General features: G+C 71.0%; 15 protein-coding genes. 9 read left to right on the forward strand and 6 right to left on the reverse strand.

Annotation, left to right across the window (positions count from 1 at the left end; translation table 11 throughout):
• Positions 1 to 86: 86 nt before the first annotated feature.
• From ABF401_RS18765 to ABF401_RS18775, 3 genes are read left to right on the forward strand one after another with little or no spacing between them, the layout of a single operon-like run.
• Positions 87 to 974: a RecB family exonuclease gene (locus tag ABF401_RS18765; protein ID WP_353511106.1), complete on the forward strand. Its 888-nt coding sequence runs from the start codon at positions 87 to 89 to the stop codon at positions 972 to 974.
• Positions 971 to 1,606 (forward strand): maleylpyruvate isomerase N-terminal domain-containing protein, encoded by a 636-nt coding sequence (locus tag ABF401_RS18770; RefSeq protein WP_353511107.1) that lies wholly within the window; start codon positions 971 to 973, stop codon positions 1,604 to 1,606. Before ABF401_RS18765 ends, ABF401_RS18770 begins: the two co-directional genes overlap by 4 nt.
• Before the next feature lie 26 nt (positions 1,607 to 1,632).
• Positions 1,633 to 2,436, forward strand: coding sequence for a ParA family protein (locus ABF401_RS18775; protein WP_353511108.1), 804 nt, complete (start codon positions 1,633 to 1,635; stop codon positions 2,434 to 2,436).
• A 77-nt stretch (positions 2,437 to 2,513) separates the two neighbouring features.
• Here the strand turns inward: ABF401_RS18775 and ABF401_RS18780 are convergent, their stop codons facing one another.
• Positions 2,514 to 4,148, reverse strand: a complete 1,635-nt coding sequence (locus ABF401_RS18780) for a DEAD/DEAH box helicase (RefSeq protein ID WP_353511109.1) — start codon at positions 4,146 to 4,148, stop codon at positions 2,514 to 2,516.
• Between the two features lie 233 nt (positions 4,149 to 4,381).
• Between ABF401_RS18780 and ABF401_RS18785 the strand changes: the two genes are divergently transcribed.
• Positions 4,382 to 5,095, forward strand: coding sequence for a ferritin-like fold-containing protein (locus ABF401_RS18785; protein WP_353511110.1), 714 nt, complete (start codon positions 4,382 to 4,384; stop codon positions 5,093 to 5,095).
• Positions 5,096 to 5,228: 133 nt separating this feature from the next.
• Here the strand turns inward: ABF401_RS18785 and ABF401_RS18790 are convergent, their stop codons facing one another.
• The 3 genes from ABF401_RS18790 to ABF401_RS18800 form a co-directional block, all read right to left on the reverse strand.
• Positions 5,229 to 5,498, reverse strand: coding sequence for a GlsB/YeaQ/YmgE family stress response membrane protein (locus tag ABF401_RS18790; RefSeq protein ID WP_353511111.1), 270 nt, complete (start codon positions 5,496 to 5,498; stop codon positions 5,229 to 5,231).
• Positions 5,499 to 5,710: 212 nt separating this feature from the next.
• Complete coding sequence (locus ABF401_RS18795; RefSeq protein ID WP_353511112.1) at positions 5,711 to 5,932, reverse strand: DUF3107 domain-containing protein; 222 nt, start codon at positions 5,930 to 5,932, stop codon at positions 5,711 to 5,713.
• A 57-nt stretch (positions 5,933 to 5,989) separates the two neighbouring features.
• Positions 5,990 to 6,688 (reverse strand): TetR/AcrR family transcriptional regulator, encoded by a 699-nt coding sequence (locus ABF401_RS18800; protein WP_353511113.1) that lies wholly within the window; start codon positions 6,686 to 6,688, stop codon positions 5,990 to 5,992.
• Between the two features lie 113 nt (positions 6,689 to 6,801).
• Here ABF401_RS18800 and moeB point away from each other — a divergent pair, with 113 nt between their 5' ends.
• From moeB to ABF401_RS18820, 4 genes are all read left to right on the forward strand, one after another.
• Entirely contained in the window at positions 6,802 to 7,980 is a 1,179-nt protein-coding gene (gene moeB, locus ABF401_RS18805; RefSeq protein WP_353511114.1) for a molybdopterin-synthase adenylyltransferase MoeB, read from the forward strand.
• On the forward strand, positions 7,980 to 8,693 hold the full coding sequence (locus ABF401_RS18810; RefSeq protein ID WP_353511115.1) for an MGMT family protein: 714 nt from the start codon (positions 7,980 to 7,982) through the stop codon (positions 8,691 to 8,693). Before moeB ends, ABF401_RS18810 begins: the two co-directional genes overlap by 1 nt.
• Positions 8,694 to 8,852: 159 nt before the next feature.
• Positions 8,853 to 12,011, forward strand: coding sequence for an ATP-dependent helicase (locus ABF401_RS18815; protein ID WP_353511116.1), 3,159 nt, complete (start codon positions 8,853 to 8,855; stop codon positions 12,009 to 12,011).
• A 17-nt stretch (positions 12,012 to 12,028) separates the two neighbouring features.
• Positions 12,029 to 15,478 (forward strand): ATP-dependent helicase, encoded by a 3,450-nt coding sequence (locus tag ABF401_RS18820; RefSeq protein ID WP_502908295.1) that lies wholly within the window; start codon positions 12,029 to 12,031, stop codon positions 15,476 to 15,478.
• A 24-nt stretch (positions 15,479 to 15,502) separates the two neighbouring features.
• Here the strand turns inward: ABF401_RS18820 and ABF401_RS18825 are convergent, their stop codons facing one another.
• Positions 15,503 to 16,699 (reverse strand): phosphotransferase, encoded by a 1,197-nt coding sequence (locus tag ABF401_RS18825; protein ID WP_353511118.1) that lies wholly within the window; start codon positions 16,697 to 16,699, stop codon positions 15,503 to 15,505.
• Positions 16,700 to 16,799: 100 nt separating this feature from the next.
• Between ABF401_RS18825 and nudC the strand changes: the two genes are divergently transcribed.
• Positions 16,800 to 17,783 (forward strand): NAD(+) diphosphatase, encoded by a 984-nt coding sequence (gene nudC / locus ABF401_RS18830; protein WP_353511119.1) that lies wholly within the window; start codon positions 16,800 to 16,802, stop codon positions 17,781 to 17,783.
• A gap of 15 nt (positions 17,784 to 17,798) precedes the next feature.
• On the opposite strand, the gene ABF401_RS18835 is transcribed toward nudC, so the two are convergent.
• Complete coding sequence (locus tag ABF401_RS18835; RefSeq protein WP_353511120.1) at positions 17,799 to 18,068, reverse strand: mycoredoxin; 270 nt, start codon at positions 18,066 to 18,068, stop codon at positions 17,799 to 17,801.
• Between the last annotated feature and the right edge of the window lie 14 nt (positions 18,069 to 18,082).

Raw genomic sequence — 18,082 nt, forward strand, 5'->3', positions numbered from 1 at the left:
ATCGGCGGTGTCATCGCGGCGGCCACCGAGGTCGAGACGGTGGCTGGTCCCATCCGTTGTCACCGGTCTCGCCTAGGGTGGCTGGCGTGACGGTCGAGCAGGGCATCTTCGCAGGAATGCCGACCCCGCTGTACCCAGCGTCGCCCTCGAGGTTGCTGGCCTGGCTCGACTGCCCACGCCGGTACCGGATGCAGTACCTCGACCGGCCGAAACCAGAGGCGCGACCGCAGCGGGCCCACACCTCCGTCGGGATCGTGACCCACAACGTGCTCCGGGACTTCTGGGACCTGCCCAGGTCCCAGCGCACCCCGTCCGGGGTGGCCGAGCTGGTCCGGGCCTCGTGGATCGACGTGGGTTTCCGTGACCCTGAGCAGTCCGCGTCGTGGCGGGAGAAGGTGAGCGCGTCGGTGGTCGACTACCTGCGCCACATCGACCAGGACCAGCAGCCGCTCGGACTCGAGCGATCGGTCGCCCTGAGGACCGACTCCATCGCGGTCACCGGCCGGGTCGACCGGCTCGACGACCGCCACGGGGCGGTCGTCGTCGTCGACTACAAGACCGGTCGCCAGATCCCGTCCGAGGACGACGCCCGGACCTCCCTGCCACTCGCCCTCTATGCGGCCGGAGCTGCCCGGGTCTTCCGACGGCCCTGCGTCCGAGTCGAGCTTCATCATGTTCCGACCCGCACGGTGGCCGCGCACGAGCACACGACCGAGTCGCTGGACCGCAAGGTCGCCGAGGCGGAGTCCATCGCCGGCGATCTCCGCAGAGTCGACGCCGAGTTCGCCGCCCGTGGCGTCGAGTCGCCCTCGTTCCCACCGAGGCCATCGCCGCTGTGCACGTGGTGCGACTTTCGGGCCCATTGCCCCGAAGGACAGCAGATGGGTCCGGAGAAGTCGGCTTGGGCCGGACTCGAGGCGGCGGAGGCATGCGGGCTTCGAAGCACAGCCGACAGCACCGAGGAGCAACCATGAGCGACCTCCGCGCCGCCTTCGTGGAGGCCGCTGACCACGTGATCGCGATTCTGGCTCGTGACGACGTCAGCACGGCGTGGCGCGAGCCCAGCGCACTCGCCGACTGGTCGGTCGGTGGCCTGGTGGCGCACTTCGCCGCGCAGCTGCCGACGGCTCTTCGGTTGCTGCGGGCCGAGCCCGGATCCGACCCGATCGCCGTCGACGAGCACTATCACCGTTCCGCCTGGGTCGGCGCCGCGCATGAGGCCGAGGTCAACGCAGGGATCCGGGAGGGCGGCGAGCGCGAGGCCTCGGACGGCCATGCCGCGGTCCTGGCCGCGGCGGTCCGAGCCCGCGCCGAGCTACCGGCGGTGCTGGCGGGCCAGCCGGCCGATCGGGCCGTGCTCATTCCGTGGGCCGGGTGGTCGCTGTTGCGCGACGACTTCCTCACCGGGCGGATGCTCGAGATCGTCGTCCACGGCGAGGATGTCGCAGCCAGCGTCGGCTTCACTGCTCCCCGGCTGTCGCGTGCCGTCCTCGGCCCGGTGCTGGGGCTGCTCACCCGCCTTGCGATGGAGAAGCACGGGCAGGGCGCCATCGTGTCTGCCCTCACGCGCTCCGAGCGGGCGCCGCGCACGATCTCCGCCTTCTGAGTCCTTCGACCTGACACACTGGCGGCATGGGCCGCCCCACGACGGGAGACCGTCGCCCCACGATTCTCGCGCTGGCCAACCAGAAGGGCGGCGTCGCCAAGACGACCTCGGTCGCGAGCCTTGGCGCCGCTTTCGTCGAGCTGGGCAGGCGAGTGCTCCTCGTCGACCTCGATCCGCAGGCCTGCCTCACCTTCTCCCTCGGGATTGACCCCGACACGGTGGAGACCTCCATCCACGAGGTGCTGACGCAGGGAGCGCCGATCGCCGACGCCGTCCTGAGCTGCGACGAAGGGGTCGACCTCGTCCCGTCGACGATCGACCTGGCCGGCGCCGAGGCCATGCTGATGCCGCGGCCGGGTCGCGAGTACGTCCTGCGCACCGCGCTGGAAGGTGGCGCGGATGACGAAGCCGGCCCAGCGGCATACGACATCGTCCTCATCGACTGCTCACCCAGCCTCGGCGTGCTGACGCTCAACGCGCTGACGGCGGCTGATGTGCTCATCGTGCCGATGTCCGCTGAGATGCTGAGCCACCGCGGGGTCGGTCAGCTGCTCGACACCGTCGCGGATGTGCAGCGCATCCTCAACCCGCATCTCGAGGTGCTCGGGATCCTGCCCACGCTCCACGACGGGCGGAGCCGTCACGTGCGCGAGGTGCTGGCCGACGTCGGCGAACGCTACGGCGTGCCGGTTCTCGACCCGCCGATCCCGCGAACGATCCGCTTCGCGGAGGCGCCGGCGGTCGGGCGGTCCATTCTCTCCACGGCTCGGACGTCCAAGGGGGCGCAGGCGTACCGCGAGGTTGCGGCAAAGGTCCTCGCCCAGCTGTGAACCCAACACACCGAGCAGTCGACAACCCCGAGCGGAAATAACCGTGAGGAGCTGGCGACTGCCCGGTGTGTTGCGGGTCAGTCGGCGCTGGTCGCTGCCGGCGCGGACTCGCCCTGTGACGAGCCACGCCGGCGACGGCGCTGACGGGGCCGGGACGAGGGCTCACCGGCCGCGGACTCCGGGCCCGGGGCTGCGGTGCCGTTCGAGTCGGCTGCGTCGCTCGCCGCGCCGGCGCCAGCCACGGCGGCTCCGCCTCCCCGCGTGCGGCGCCTGTTGCGAGCACGTCTCGGACGGCTCTCCCCTTCGGTCCTGGCGTCGCCCGACGCCTCCCGGCGCCCCGTCCCCGGTTGCCGACGGGGTCCCCGGTCCGTGGACCGGCCCTTGCCCCGGCGCCCGCCCGTCTCGCCGAGGTCCTCGATCTCCTCGGCGTCGAGTCCCGCGCGGGTCTGCTCCGACTTGCGCAGGAAGCCCTTCGCGCCGGCCGGGATGTCGAGGTCGGCGAAGAGGTGCTCGGAGCTGGAGTAGGTCTCCTGCGGGTCGGGGATGCCGAGGTCGAGCGCCTTGTTGATCAGCGCCCAGCGATGCAGGTCGTCCCAGTCGACGAACGTGATCGCGACACCGGTGTTGCCCGCTCGGGCCGTCCGGCCGATGCGGTGCAGGTAGGTCTTCTCGTCCTCCGGACACTGGAAGTTGATGACATGCGTGACGTTCTCGACGTCGATGCCCCGTGCGGCAACGTCGGTGGCCACGAGGATGTCCACCTTGCCCTTGCGGAAGGCCCGTAGCGCCTGCTCGCGTGCGCCCTGGCCCAGATCGCCATGGATGGCGGCAGCCGCGAAACCTCGGTCGGCCAGTTCCTCGGCGACCTTTGCCGCAGTCCGCTTCGTCCGGCTGAAGATGATCGTCAGTCCGCGGTCCTTGGACTGGAGGATGCGCGCCAGCATCTCCACCTTGTCGAGAGCGTGAGCCCGGTAGACGAACTGCTCGACGGCCTTGACCGTGTGGGCGTTCTCGGTCCCGTCACCCATGGCGCGAATATGGGTCGGTTGGGACATGTAGCGGCGGGCGAGCGCCACGATCGCTCCGGGCATCGTCGCGGAGAAGAGCATGGTCTGGCGGAACGGCGGCGTGAGCGCCATGAGCGTCTCGACGTCCGGGAGGAAGCCGAGGTCGAGCATCTCGTCGGCCTCGTCGAGGACGACAACCTTGGCCTGGGACAGGTCGAGGCGGCCCTGCTTCGACAGGTCGATGAGCCGCCCTGGGGTGCCGACGACGACCTCCACACCACGCTGGAGAGCCTCGACCTGCGGCTCGTAGGCGCGCCCGCCATACACGGTGAGAACGCGGATGCCACGGTTCTTCCCGGCGCGCTCGAGGTCGCCGGCCACCTGGACGGCGAGCTCGCGCGTCGGGACGACGACGAGCGCCTGGGGCTTCCCGGGGCGGGTCAGCGCTCCATATCCCTCGTCGTGCGGCGCGACGATGCTGTTCAGCATCGGGACGCCGAAGCCGAGGGTCTTCCCGGTCCCGGTCTTGGCCTGGCCGATGATGTCGTGGCCGCCGAGGGCCACGGGCAGGGTCATTGCCTGGATCGGGAACGGATGGGTGATCCCGCCGTCGGCGAGGGCCGAGATGATGTCGGCATGGACGTCGAAGTCCCCGAATGTGAGCTCGTGGGCAGGCGCGTGCGCGGTGTCGCTGGACTGGGTCATCACTGTCTTTCGATCGGCACGAGCACCACACGCGAAAGCGGGAGCTCAGTGCAGGAGTCGTACTCCGGGCCGATCGGGGAGTCAGTCAGGTGAACTGAGATGGTCTGAGATGGTCATCGGGCCGACCGGGCACCGCATGGTCCGGGTCAGTCTACCGGTACGCGCGTGGGCGACCGTCCACTTCCCGAGGACATCCGGTCCTCCCCGCACCAGCCATTCACTAGATTGGCGCCATGAGTGACGCGGAGGGCCGGGGACTGCGGCCGCAACGAGAGCGCGACCTGAGCGACCCCGCGTACCGGGCGGCCGTGGTGGACCTGTTGGGCGCGCTGGCCTACGGCGAGCTGCGGGCGTTCTCCCAGCTGGCCAGGGACTCCGAGCTCGCCCCGACGCTGGGCCACAAGTCCGCCATCGCGCTCCTCGCGGCTCACGAGCTGCGCAGCTTCAGGTTGCTGAGGGAGCGACTCACCGCCCTCGGTGCCGATCCGCAGGAAGCGATGCAGCCCTTCGTCGAGGCGGTCGATGCCTTCCACAGCCGCACCGCCGCGAACGACTGGCTCGAAGGCCTGGTCAAGGCCTATGTGGGCGACGGGATCGCCCAGGACTTCTACCGGGAGATCGCCAACTACGTCGACGAGGCCACCAAGGCGCTGGTCCTTGCCGTGCTCGAGGACCAGGGCCAGGCGGACTTCGCGGTCTCGGCGGTCCGTCAGGCCATCAAGGAGGACAGCAGGGTTGCCGGACGGCTCGCACTCTGGGGACGCCGCCTCGTCGGTGAAGCGATCACGCAGGCCCAGCGGGTGGGCGTCGAGCGGGACGCGCTCGCCGGTCTCCTCGTCGGCGCGCCGGGAAGCGGCGGGGCGGACCTTGCCGAGCTCGGCCGGATGTTCGTCCGGCTCACTGACCAGCACACCAAGCGGATGGAGCGCCTTGGCCTGGCCGCGTGAATGACCCCGAGGCGATGTCGTCAGCCCGATCGCTCGCGCCGGAAGGCACCCGCCAGAGAGCGGAGGACCCGGCCAACAAGGCCGGGTCCTCCGCTCTCGTCAGTGACCCTCAGTCCAGGCGAGGGCCTCGCAGTCACACGGGACGCTTGGACATCCGGCCGTAGAGCACGATGCCGAGCGCGGCAAGGATGGCACCGACGATCCAGTACCACCAACGCACTCCACCGTTGGCGTTCTCGTATCCGAAGATCGAACCGAGAATGAACGTGGCGGCGAGCGATGCGATGATGCCGATGACGATGGTCATGAGGATCGAGATGTTCTGTTTGCCCGGGAGAATGAGTCGTCCCAGGGCACCGATGATCAAGCCAGCGACAATGGCTCCGATGATTGCCCCAAGCATGCAGCTCCTCCTAACACAGCCCACCATGGGCGTTGGCGGACCGGCCGTCCCGGCCCGCTTCCACCCAACCATGTACCCACGCTCGGGGCATGAACCACGCCGAGGGCATTCCCCAATGACGGAGAACAATTAGGGATCATTTCGGTTGCGGTCACGTATCGGACGGGCGCCAACAGCACGTCATGGAATCAGACACGTTCCAGAACGCACGCTCAGTGGACGCCGAAGCCAACCCCGGTCTTGCGCTCCGCTCCGGTCGTCACATAGCCGATCGAGGCGCTCGGCACCACGATGCGCCCACCCTTGTCGTCGGTCAGCTCGAGCATCTCGGCCGAGCGCGCAGCCTTGACCGCCGCGACGACCTCGTCGGCGGTCAGCGTCGTCTCGAAGGTGATCTCGCGTGCCACGTGCTGCACGCCGATGCGGACCTCCACGGTCAAACCTCTTTCTCGTCGTCAGTGGGGCCGAACGCATCGGCCCTCTCGACCACCTTAACCAGCCGTCGATCCGACCGATTCCCGTCCCGCCTTGCCGCCCTTGCCGACCGCCGGGAAGGCGCCGAAACCCCTCCGGATGAGCCCGCTCGTGATCCGAATGGCGGTCTCCTTGGTGATGGTGTCGACGTGGTCGAGCCAGTGGCGCGCCGAGGTCTGGGCCAGCCCGACGAGGCCGACGCCGACGAGGACGGCCTCGTCATGGTCCATCGACGTCTCGGCCCGGATGATGTCCGCCATGGCCTCGGCGCAGGTCAGGTCGACCTGGTCGAGTCGCTTTCGGACCTCCGGCTCGTTGGCGAGATCCGACTCGAAGATGAGGCGGAAGGCCGCGCCCTCCTGGGCGACGAAGTCGAAGTAGGCGTTGACCATCGTGTTGATCCGCGCCTTGTTGTCCTTGAGGGCGAGCGCATCGCGGACGAGCTTCTCCAGCTCGGTCGAGTGCTGGTCGACGAGGGCGAGGTAGAGCTCGAGCTTGCCCGGGAAGTGCTGGTACAGAACCGGCTTCGACACACCCGCGCGAGCGGCGATGTCGTCCATCGCCGCTTGGTGGTACCCGTTCTCCACGAAGACGCCGAGGGCGGCGTCGAGCAGCTGAGCTCGGCGCTCGGAGCGGGGCAGTCGCTGTCCGCGCTGCATCACGGGCTGCCCGGGGGAGGGCATCGGGGGCTGCGCAGTCGGCGTGTTGTCGGGCATGGAACCTCTTGCTTCAACTCGGGCATCGTGTACTCCGCGTCGTCGGCTGGCGCCGGCCGGCGACCGTCGGACGACGATGTCGTTCTCACCATACCGACCAGTACCGTGAGGGCATGCCGTTCGAACCACTGGTCAAGACGGGTCGACCGCTGTCGGGCGTCGAGGTCACCCGCTACGCCAGGCACGTCCTCATCCCGGGCGTGGGCCGTGAGGGCCAGGAGCGACTCGCCGCCGCCAAGGTCCTCGTCGTCGGCGCCGGTGGCCTCGGCTCACCCGCGCTGCTCTACCTCGCCGCGGCCGGCGTCGGGACCATCGGCGTCGTCGACGCGGACGTCGTCGAGCTGACCAACCTGCACCGCCAGGTGATCCACTCGGACGCCGATCTCGGCCGGCGCAAGACCGAGTCCGCCGAGTCCGCGGTCCATCGCGTCAACCCCCACGTCGAGGTCATCCGCCACGACGTGGCGCTCGACTCGAGCAACGCCCTCGACGTCATCCGCGACTACGACGTCGTCGTCGACGGCACCGACAACTTCCCGACGCGCTACCTCGTCAACGACGCGTGTGTCCTGTTGGGCAAGCCGCACGTCTGGGGCTCGATCCTGCGCTTCGACGGCCAGGTGTCCGTGTGGTGGAAGGGGCATGGTCCGTGCTACCGGTGCGTCTTCCCGGAGCCGCCGCCCCCAGGAACCGTCCCGAGCTGCGCAGAAGGCGGTGTCTTCGGAGTCCTCTGTGCCGCAATTGGATCCGTCCAGTCGACCGAGGCCATCAAGCTGCTGCTCGGGATCGGCGAGCCGCTGACCGGCCGTCTCCTCGTCCACGACGCCCTGCGCCAGACCTGGGACACGCTGACGGTTCGGGCGGACCCGTCCTGCCCCGTCTGCGGGGAGAACCCGTCGGTCACGGAGCTGATCGACTACGTCCAGTTCTGTGGAGTGCCCGGCGCGCCCACCGCCGACGAAGGAGCCGTGCCGGAGGTCTCCGTCCGACAGCTGGCCGACGAGCTCGCCGCGAGCGAGCCGCCGCTGCTCGTCGACGTCCGCGGCCCGGAGGAACGGGCCATCGCCTCCATACCGGGCGCGGTGCCCATCCATCTCGACCGCTTCCGCAGCGGCACGGCGTGGGACGACCTGCCGCGCGACCGTCGGGTGCTGATCCATTGCAAGGTCGGTGGACGCTCGGCCGAGGCGACCCGGCTGGCGCTACGCGCCGGTTACACCGACGTGGCCAACGTCGCCGGCGGTGTCATCGCCTACCTGCGGGAGATCGACCCCAGCCAGCCGGAGTACTGATGGAGGAGTACGCGCAGCGGGTCCTCGAGGTCGTCGCGCAGATCCCTCCCGGGCGTGTCGTCGCCTACGGCGACATCGCCCGGGCGCTCGGCGAGGGTGGCGCCCGCAACGTCGGCACGGTCATGAGCCGGTACGGGTCCGACGTGCCCTGGTGGCGCGTCATCCGCGCGGACGGCCGCCCACCCCGGGGACATGACGCCATCGCCATCGAACACTGGCGCGCCGAGGGCACGCCCATGATCCGGGGCCTCGTCGACGGGGGGCGCGTGGACCTGGCGAGGGCCCGCTGGTCCATTCCGTCGGCCTCACCCGGGGCCGACGGCTCACGAGGCGCACTCCACCACGTCGAGCTCTGGGTCGCGGACATCGCCGTGGCCAAGCGCGAGTGGGGCTGGCTGCTCGGACGGCTCGGCTACCGCCTCGGTGACGACTGGGGCCATGGGCAGGCGTGGGAGCTCGGCTCGCTCTACCTCGTCATCGAGTCAGGCCCCGACGTCGCACCTGGCCGGCACGACCGCGTCCGCCCGGGACTCAACCACCTCGCCTTCCACGCCGGTACCCGAGCCGACGTCGAGGCCGTCGTCGCCGACTGCGCCGAGGGCGGGTGGGCGCTGATGTTCGCCGACCGGCACCCCTTCGCGGGCGGCCCGGACCACTACGCCGCCTACCTCGAGAGCACCGAGGGCTTCGAGGTGGAGCTCGTCGCCGAGTGACGTCCAACCCGTGTGCCGTATGCCGCTGAGCCGGCCCCGTGCCCACGGTGCCGTCGGGCAGGTGGCCGGCTCAGCGGCATACGACTGCAGGGTGGCGACACGCCGCGGCGGGCGCTCGGGGGTCCACGCCCTGTCGGTCGGTCGTGATGGAATCCTGCCGTGGTCATCCTCCGACGTGCACCGGCGCAGCACGTCGGGCAGGTGTGCCTCGATGACTCGCAGCAGCGTGCCGTCGACTCGAGGGCGACGGTGCTGCGTGTCCTCGGCGGTCCCGGCACCGGCAAGTCGACGCTCGCCGTCGAGCTCGTCGTCGATGCCGTCTCGACGGGCGCTCGTGCAGACGAGTGCCTCGTCGTGGCCGCCACGAGGATCGCCGCAGGAGTGTTGCGACAGCAGGTGACGGCGCGGCTCGGGGGCACGTCGACGCTGCCGCTCGCTCGCACGTGGCAGGCCCTCGGCTTCGGGATCCTGAGAGCCGAGGCGGCGCTGCGTGGCGATCCGGCACCGAGGCTGCTCAACGGCCCCGAGCAGGACGCGATTCTGCGAGACCTCCTGGCCGGCCATGCGTCTGGAGACGCTCCCGGCCCCGAGTGGCCCGCCTCCGTCCGGGACGCGCTCACGACCCGCGGCTTCCGCAACGAGCTGCGCGACCTGCTCATGCGGGCCGTCGAGCACGGCCAGTCCCCGGAGGACCTGCACCGCCTCGGCCGCGAGCACGACCGAGCCGAGTGGGTCGCCGCCGCGCAGGTGCTGCGCGAGTACGACGAGGTGACCTCGCTGAGCAGGCACGGCTCCTATGACCCTGCTTGGGTGCTCACCGCGGCTGCCGATGTGCTCGAGGACGTCCCCTCGGCGCTCGCGCGCGTCCAGGAGGGCCTGCGCTTCATCGTCGTCGACGACGCTCAGGAGATGACCTCGGCGGCGGCCCGGCTCCTCCGGGTCATCGCGCGTGGTGGCCCACGGATCGTCCTCATCGGAGATCCGGACTCGGCGGTCCAGACCTTCCGCGGCGCCGATCCGCGATTCATCGCGAGCGGCTGGGAGGACCTTGGCTCGTCGGCCACGGGGGTTCGTCGAGAGACGGTCGTGCTCCGCCATGGGCACCGGCTGCCTGAGGCCGTCGCCGCGGTGGCTGACCGGGTCACGCGTCGGATCGGGGCGCTCGGCGGCGGCGAGCAGCGCAGGTTCACGCCACTCGGCTCCACCGGGCACGTCGACGTCGCGCTGCTTCGCTCCGTCCCGCAGGAGACGAGCCACATCGCGGCGGTCCTGCGGCGCGCCCACCTCGTCGACGGGATGCCATGGCAGGACATGGCCGTGGTCGTCCGGGGGAGCGGTCGCGCGGCGACGCTCCGTCGCACGCTTGCGCAGGCCGGTGTGCCAGTGACGGCTGCCACCGCTGAGACGCCGGTCCGGGACGAGGTCGCGGTGCGCCCCCTGGTCGCCCTGCTCGAGGAAGCCGTGGCGGTCGCTCGCGATCCCGGGCACGTCGTGGATCCGGTGCGGGTGTCCGACCTCCTCCTCTCGCCGATCGGGGGATCCGATGCGGTTGGGCTACGGCGGCTGCGGCGGCTGCTCCGGCAGGAGGAACTCGCTGGTGGTGGCGGCCGGTCAAGCGACGAGCTGCTGTCCGAGCTCGTCCGCGACGCGTCGTGGGCCGGCCGGATCGGGGGGACGGGGCGACCGGCGGCCCGGATAGCGGCGGCGCTTGCCGCCGGGGTCGCGGCCGCGCACGTCGGTTCGGACGGGCGCTGGGCCCCGGGGGTCACCTCCGAGTCGGTCCTCTGGGCGATCTGGCAGGGTGCGGGCGTGGCGGACACCTGGCGCAGGCAGGCGCTCGCCGGCGGCCCGTCGGGCTTGCGGGCCGACCGAGACCTCGATGCCGTCCTCGCCCTGTTCGACGCAGCCGGGTCCTTCGTCGACCGGCTCCCCACTGCGGGACCAGACACGTTCGTCGAGCATCTCGTCGGCCAGGACGTGCCCGGTGACACGCTGCTCGTCGGCGGCCAGGCCGGGCCGCAGGTCACCCTGGTCACACCGCAGACCGCGGCCGGCCGCGAGTGGCGCCTCGTCGTGGTCGCCGGCGTGCAGGAGGCCGTCTGGCCCGACCTGCGCCTGCGTGGCTCGATCCTCGGCTCCGAGGATCTCGTTGGCGTCGTCAGCCGGCGCCCCCTGGGCTTCCGCGCCGCGCAGGCGGCGGTGCGGTACGACGAGACCCGGCTGTTCCACGTCGCCGTGACCCGTGCCACGGAACGCCTGCTCGTGACGGCCGTGGGCAACGAGGATGAGCAACCGTCGGTCTACCTCGACCTCGTCGATCCCCCTGCGCGAGGCCGGATGTCGGACGAAGTCAGGCCGCACACCGACGTCGCACGGACGATGTCCCTCGCTGGGCTGGTGGGAGAGCTGCGTCGCGAGGTCCTCAGCCCTGATCCGGGCGTGGCCGAGCCGGCGCTGGCGCTGCTCGCGGTCGCGGCGCAGGCGGGAGTTCGCGGGGCCGACCCGCGCAGCTGGTGGGCGCTGCGCGACGTCACGACGGAGCGTCCGGTGCGTCGCCCGGACGATCCGGTCCATGTCTCCCCCTCCAAGGTGACGTACTTCTCCGAGTGCGCGCTGCGCTGGTTTCTCACGTCCGTCGGTGGTGACGGTGTCGCGCTCGGCGCTGCGTCGGTGGGGACGTTCGTCCACGACATCGTCGCCGAGCTCCCGGATGCCCCGCTCGAGGTCCTCGACGAGGAGGTCGACTCCCGGTGGGGTCGGCTCGGGTTGCCATCAGGCTGGGTCACCGACCGGACCCGACGCCAAGCCCATGACATGGTGGCCCGGTACGTCGCCTACCGCGAGTCGGTTGCCGCCGAGTGGGAGCACGTCGGCGTGGAGACCGAGTTCCGGGTCCGCATCGGGCGGGCGGTGCTCGCGGGACGCGTCGACCGCATCGAGCGCGACCGCGGGGGGCGCCTGCGCATCGTCGACCTCAAGACGGGCACGAGCAAGCCGACGAGGGCCGAGCTCGAGCGGCACGGGCAGCTCGGCGCCTACCAGGCCGCCGTCGAGGCCGATGGTTTCCCCTCGCTGGGCAGCGACAGTGCTGGGGCCGCGCTCGTCTACATCGGCAAGGGTGGCCTGTCCGGGCTGCGCCCCTCGGTGCTCACCCAGGGCGCCCTCGCGGAGTCTGCCGAGCCGGACTGGGCCCGCACGCTCGTGGAGGTGACCGCCGAGGGCATGGGGGGTTCGACCTTCGTTGCGTCGCAGGGCAGTTGCCGCACCTGCCCGGTCATCTCGTCCTGTCCCGTCCAGCCGGAAGGAGATGCTTTGTGACCGCGACGACGGAGCGGATGACGGAGGTCGTCGAGAGCGTGCGCTACTCCGCCCTCGACATCGCCCGGGCGCTGGAGCTGCCGGCTCCGACGGCCGAGCAGGCCGCCGTCATCGAGGCAGGGCCCCGTCCCCTGCTCGTCGTCGCAGGCGCCGGCTCCGGCAAGACCGAGACAATGGCCGCTCGGGTCGTCTGGCTCGTCGCCAACGGACTGGTCGCCCCCGACCAGGTCCTGGGGTTGACCTTCACGCGCAAGGCGGCTGCGGAGCTGTCCCAGCGCATCGGCATTCGGCTGCGCGGTCTGGAGCGTGCCGGGCTGTGGACGCCGCCTGCGGACGACGGCAGCGGGGCAGAGGTGCTCGGTGGCACGCCAAGCGTCTCCACGTACCACTCCTACGCCGGCCGGCTCGTCCGCGAGCACGCCCTGCGGCTCGGGATCGAGCCGGAGTTCCGCGTCCTCACCGAGGCGGGCGCCTGGCAGCTGGCCGCTGAGGCCGTCTCGCGGTGGGACGGGCCGATGGACGTGGTGTCCAAGGCGGAGTCGACGGTCATCGAGGCGGTGATGTCCCTCGCCGGCGAGATGGCCGAGCACGTCCGTACGCCGACGGAGGTGATGGACCACCTCGACGCCGTCATCACGGCGCTGGAGACGCTTCCGGACGGTGAGGGCAAGGGCAGCCTGGCACCGGCGAAGGAGGCGTTGGGGGTGTTGCGCGAGCGACGTGCTGTCCTGCCGATCGTCGAGGCCTTCGTGCGGCTGAAGCGCGAGCGCGAGGCGCTGGACTTCGCAGACCAGGTGGCCCTCGCTGCTCGCGTTGCCGGGTCGGTGCCGCGTGTGGGCCAGGTCGAGCGTGAGCGCTTCAAGGCAGTCCTGCTTGACGAGTTCCAGGACACGTCGGAGGCACAGCTGACGCTGCTGCGGTCACTGTTCCACGACGATTCGGTGGCGCTCACGGCCGTCGGCGACCCCAACCAGTCAATCTACGGCTGGCGTGGGGCCAGCGCGACGACCCTGTTGCGCTTTCCGGCGGAGTTCGCCGGGGCCGATGGCCCGGCGGACGTCCTGCCGCTCTCGACGAGCTGGCGCAACGACGAGCTGCTCCTGGCGGCGGCGAATGTCACTGCTGCGCCACTGGCCACGGCCCACGTCCAGCCGCTCCGGTCGCGTCCTGGAGTGGGACCCGGAGCGATCACGATCGTGCGAGGCGAGACGGCTGAGGAGGAGGCGGCTCAGGTGGCTGCCTGGATCGCCTCCCGCTGGCGGTCGCCAAGTGGCCGCCGGACGGGACGGAGCGCCGCCGTCCTCTGCCGACGACGCTCCTCGTTCCCGGTCATCATGGAGGCGCTCCGGGATGCGGGGCTCCCGGTCGAAGTGGTCGGTCTCGGCGGTCTGCTCGCCACGGCGGAAGTCAGCGATCTCGTCGCACTGCTGTGGGTCGTGCAGGACCCGACCCGAGGTGACCAGCTGATGCGGCTGCTGACCGGGCCCGTCGCGCGGCTGGGTGCCGCTGACCTCGACGCCTTGTGGGCCTGGGCCAAGGAGCTGCACTCGCGACCGTGGCGCGTCGGCCATCCCGACCTGACCCAGGACGAGCTGCCCATCGGCACCGCCACTGACGATGCCGACCCAGCCGGAGCCGTACAGCCTTCGGTGGAGGCTGTGGACTCCTCGTCCGTTGAGGGCGGAGCTGGTCGCCGGGACTCGGACCTCGCCGTCGACAGTGCCGATGCGGCGACTCTCGTCGAGGCTCTCGACGAGCTGCCGCCTGCCGGCTGGGCCGGGCGAGGCGGGGTCCACCTCAGCGACGAGGCGCTCGCCCGGCTGCACGGCCTGGCTGCCGTCGTGCGTCGTCTCCGTCGCCTCACCGGCCTGCCGCTCGTGGACCTCCTCCACGAGGCGGAGACGGCGATCGGCCTGGACATCGAGGTGCTGTCGCGCGCCGAGCACACCGCGTCGACCGCGAGGGTCCATCTCGACGCCTTCGCCGACGTCGCCGTCCGATACATGGGCAGCTCCGACAGGCCCACCCTGCCCGGCTTCCTCAGCTGGCTCGAGGCCGCTCGGAGCCAAGAGCGGGGCCTCGACGCGGGGCAGGTCGAGTCCGACACCGACGCGGTCCACGTGCTCACGGTCCACGCCGCCAAGGGCCTGGAGTGGGACGTGGTCGCCATCCCGGCTCTCGTCGAGGGCGCCTTCCCTGACCACGCGGCCACCTCCGTCGTCCCGGCGGAGCCGAGCGGCTCGGACGGCGCTGGCCAGGCGGTCGAGTACGTGTGCTCGGGAACCCCGAAGGACAAGGGCTGGCTCGTCGGGCTCGATTCGCTGCCGTACGACCTGCGAGGTGACCGGGACGGGCTGCCACAGCTGAACTGGTCGGCGAGCCCGGACCGCAAGGCGCTCGGAGCCGCGATCGAGGAGTTCGCCGAGGACGGCGGCCGGCACTCCATCGCCGAGGAACGTCGCCTGGCGTATGTGGCCGTGACCCGGGCGCGCACCGACCTGCTCCTGTCGACGCACCTCTGGGGGCCGGGGAAGAAGACCCTCTCCGTACCGTCCCGCTTCCTTCTCGAGATCCGGGAGGCGTTCCCGGGGGCCGTCTCCACGGCGGGCTGGTGCGCCGCCCCGCCACCTGTCGAGAGGAACGGCACGTGGGCAGCTCCACAGAACCCGTTCCTCGCGGAGCCGATCCGTGCGACGTGGCCGCACGATCCGCTCGGTCATCGACGGGCGGCGCTCGGCAGCGTGCCGCAGCGGCTGCGTGACGTCGTCGCCTCGGGTCCCGCGGCCGACCCGGTTGGGGACCCACGGCTTGCCGACCTGCGTCTCCTGCTGGCCGAAGATGCTCTGAAGGGCGTGCGAGAGGAGCCGGCCGTGGACGTGCCGAGGCACCTTTCCGCGTCCGCCGTCGTCGCGCTCGCTCTTGATCCGGAGGCGTTCGGGCTCGGGCTGCGCCGGCCGATGCCTGAGCCTCCTGCCGTCTCCGCTCGGCAGGGAACCGCCTTTCATGCCTGGGTCGAGGAGCACTTCTCTCGTGCGGCCATCGTCGACCTGAACGACCTGCCCGGGAGCGCCGACGAGGGGGCCAGGGTCGACCATGACCTTGACCGTATGCGGTCCAACTTCCTCGCGAGCGAGTGGGCCGAGCGGATCCCGGAGGAGATCGAGCTGTCGATCGAGACGGTCATCGACGGAATCGCGGTTCGGGGCCGGATCGACGCGGTCTTCCCGCGCGATGACGGCGGGTGGACCGTGGTCGACTGGAAGACCGGTGCGCCGCCTGTGGGCCGGGAGGCCGAGGTGCGGGCGGTCCAGCTCGGGACGTACGCACTTGCCTTCGCGCGCCTACGCGGCGTCGACCCCAGCCGCGTGGACGCAGCCTTCTTCTACGCCTCCGAAGGAGTGACGGTGCGGCCGGCCGTGCCGGACGAGCGGATCCTCGTCGCGATGCTGTCCACCATTCCGGACTGATGCCGGTGGCCCCGGACGGATCGCTCAGCCCGCTCGCCCGTCGTTCGGCTCCGCGTCGGCTGCACGGGAATGCTGCACGGCAGATCCTCCCTCGCCGGCGTCTGGTTCGTTGGGAGGACTCGCCGGACTCGCCACGGGATCCGCATCGATGGCTTGCGTGACCGACGGGTCGGGGAAGGGCTGGTGCGGCTGGGTGGCGTCCCAGTCCGGCTCCGGATGCAGCTCCGTGGTGGAGGGGGTCAAGACCGCTTCACGGCGTCCCGGGTTCTCCTCGTCCGCCTCGACCGCCCTGCGCTCGTCCTCGACCGCGACCTTCTCGTCCAACGCCCGAAGGCGGGCTGCTGCCTCCTCGACCAGATCACGCGCGGCCGACGCGAGAGCGTGCAGTAGGACCCGCATCGGCGCCATCTCGGCCGCCAGGCGCGCCCGCGCCAGGAGATTGCCGTCGGGGCGCTCGACGCGCGACTGGGCGTAGGCCGAGAGGACCAGGTCGAGTGACTCCGGCGTCGCCAACCCCACCAGATCGGAGAAGTCGTCGGCCGGGTCCCCGATCCTCGACTGCTCCCAGCCGAGGAGGCCGCGCACCTCCCCGACATCCGCCCGGTCCTCGTCCTGGAACGACACCAGCAGGTGTTCCCCGATGAAGGACCCGTGCACGGCAGTCGGCGCGAAACGCCACAGCGAGATGTCCTCGAGTCGCTGCTCCCATCGGGTGAGCAGGTTCGTCGGCACGTGTCCCGTGGCCGCCCCGCGGTCCAGCTCGGACAGCTGTCTGCGCCGGTGCGCATCGGCGTCGTAGACGGGCCGACCAGCCTCCTCGAACAGCGTCAGGTCGAGGTTGTGGATGTGCGCCAAGGCTCGGCCGATTGCGGAGGCGAGGTCGCCGGGCGGTAGTGCCGCGAAGTCCACAGGACGACCCGGGAGCCGGAGGTAGATGATGGCTCGACCCTCTTCGACGGCCACCTGCCCACGGACCATGGGCATGGCCAGGTCGAGCCTGCGGCCCAGCAGTGGACCCAACGCCACCACGGCCTCGAGCTCGGCGCCCGAGGCCTGCGTCCGGGGAGCCTTGATGACCCAGCGACGGTCCTGTTGATCGGTCACGAACGCCAGGTCGAAGGCGCCACCTGACCTCGTGCGCACGCCCTCCACCGACACCGGGTCGAGGCCGGGTACGGCGGCGCTCGCGAGGGCCGCGAGGAACGTGGGGCTTCGGGTCACGCTCCCACCGTAAGGTGAGCGCCCGCCTGATCGTTGGAGGCTGGGGGCAGGGACAGGTGGGCTTGGACGACTGCCGGGCTGACGGCCGTAGGGTGACGACGTGGTCCGAAGCGCAGACATCTTGCCCGACCTCGCCCTGTCCCGGGCGGTGCTCGATCGCTCGGGGATCGAGCGTCGCGATGACGGCCTGGTCCCGAGGCTCCTGGCCGACCCGGCGACCCGGGTGCTGGAGCTGCGCGGGGACCGGGTCCCGGTCGAGCCGGAAGCGCGATCCCCCGAACGCCGAGCGCACGGCGAGCTCCGACTCCAGCTGCGAGCGCCGACGCAGGAGGACGTCGGGCGGCTGGTCCTGTTCGCCGGTCGGGACGGGGAGGGGACGGCCTACCTCGGCGTGGCCCTGCCTGACGAGGGACGTGACGGCACCGACCGTGGTCGTGCGCGCTCGTCGCACGAAGAGGGTTGGGCGACCCTCCGGCAGGCGGGGGCGGCGCTCGGGGACCGGGATGCCGGCCTGTTCACGACGGTGCTGTCCCTTGCGAACTGGCATGGGACCCACACGCACTGCCCCCGGTGCGGCACGCCGACCGCGACGGCTCAGGGCGGGTGGCTGCGCGTCTGTCCCGCGGACCACAGTGAGCACTATCCGCGCACCGATCCAGCGGTCATCATGGCGGTCGTCGATGCGGACGAGCGGCTCCTCCTGGGACGTGGACCGCAGTGGCCGGACGACCGGTTCTCGGTGCTCGCGGGCTTCGTCGAGCCGGGCGAGTCGCTCGAGGCTGCGGTGGCTCGTGAGGTCGACGAGGAGGTCGGCATCGAGGTCACCGACGTTCGCTACCTCGGCAACCAGCCGTGGCCATTCCCGTCATCGGTGATGATCGGGTTCACCGCCCGAGCGCTCGGCACGAGCATCGCGCTCGATCCGCACGAGCTGACCGAGGCTCGGTGGGTGACCCGCGACGAGTACCGGGACGCATTGCGAACCGGGACCATCCGTCGGCCCTTCGGGCTCTCCATCGCCAAGCGCATCATCGAGCACTGGCTGGGGCAGACCATCGAGTCGGTCGGGTCCGGCCAGGACTGAACGGGCTGGGCGACGTCAGGCGCTGAGTCTCGCCTTGACCTCCGCCAGCGAGGGGTTGGTGGCCGAAGTGCCGTCGGGGAAGACCACGGTCGGCACGGTCCGGTTGCCGCCGTTGACCTCCTCCACGAAGCCCACGTGCTCGGGAGACGTCTCGAGGTTGACCTCGGTGTAGGGCACACCCTCACGGTCGAGCTGGCCCTTGAGCCGGACGCAGTATCCGCACCAGTTCGTCGTGAACATCGTGATCGTTCCAGGGGCGGGCTGGAGCGGCGTGGGGGCTGGCATCAGGTCTCCGTCGT

This window comes from Intrasporangium sp. (assembly GCF_040414665.1).
GTDB lineage: Bacteria > Actinomycetota > Actinomycetes > Actinomycetales > Dermatophilaceae > Intrasporangium.

What these genes read in the sequence shown, in the direction of transcription:
- ABF401_RS18770 (WP_353511107.1), top strand. Translation starts at nt 971, where the DNA reads ATGAGCGACCTCCGCGCCGCCTTCGTGGAGGCCGCTGACCACGTGATC.
- ABF401_RS18775 (WP_353511108.1), top strand. Translation starts at nt 1,633, where the DNA reads ATGGGCCGCCCCACGACGGGAGACCGTCGCCCCACGATTCTCGCGCTG.
- ABF401_RS18780 (WP_353511109.1), bottom strand. Translation starts at nt 4,148, where the DNA reads ATGACCCAGTCCAGCGACACCGCGCACGCGCCTGCCCACGAGCTCACA.
- ABF401_RS18785 (WP_353511110.1), top strand. Translation starts at nt 4,382, where the DNA reads ATGAGTGACGCGGAGGGCCGGGGACTGCGGCCGCAACGAGAGCGCGAC.
- ABF401_RS18790 (WP_353511111.1), bottom strand. Translation starts at nt 5,498, where the DNA reads ATGCTTGGGGCAATCATCGGAGCCATTGTCGCTGGCTTGATCATCGGT.
- ABF401_RS18800 (WP_353511113.1), bottom strand. Translation starts at nt 6,688, where the DNA reads ATGCCCGACAACACGCCGACTGCGCAGCCCCCGATGCCCTCCCCCGGG.
- moeB (WP_353511114.1), top strand. Translation starts at nt 6,802, where the DNA reads ATGCCGTTCGAACCACTGGTCAAGACGGGTCGACCGCTGTCGGGCGTC.
- ABF401_RS18810 (WP_353511115.1), top strand. Translation starts at nt 7,980, where the DNA reads ATGGAGGAGTACGCGCAGCGGGTCCTCGAGGTCGTCGCGCAGATCCCT.
- ABF401_RS18820 (WP_502908295.1), top strand. Translation starts at nt 12,029, where the DNA reads ATGACGGAGGTCGTCGAGAGCGTGCGCTACTCCGCCCTCGACATCGCC.
- ABF401_RS18835 (WP_353511120.1), bottom strand. Translation starts at nt 18,068, where the DNA reads ATGCCAGCCCCCACGCCGCTCCAGCCCGCCCCTGGAACGATCACGATG.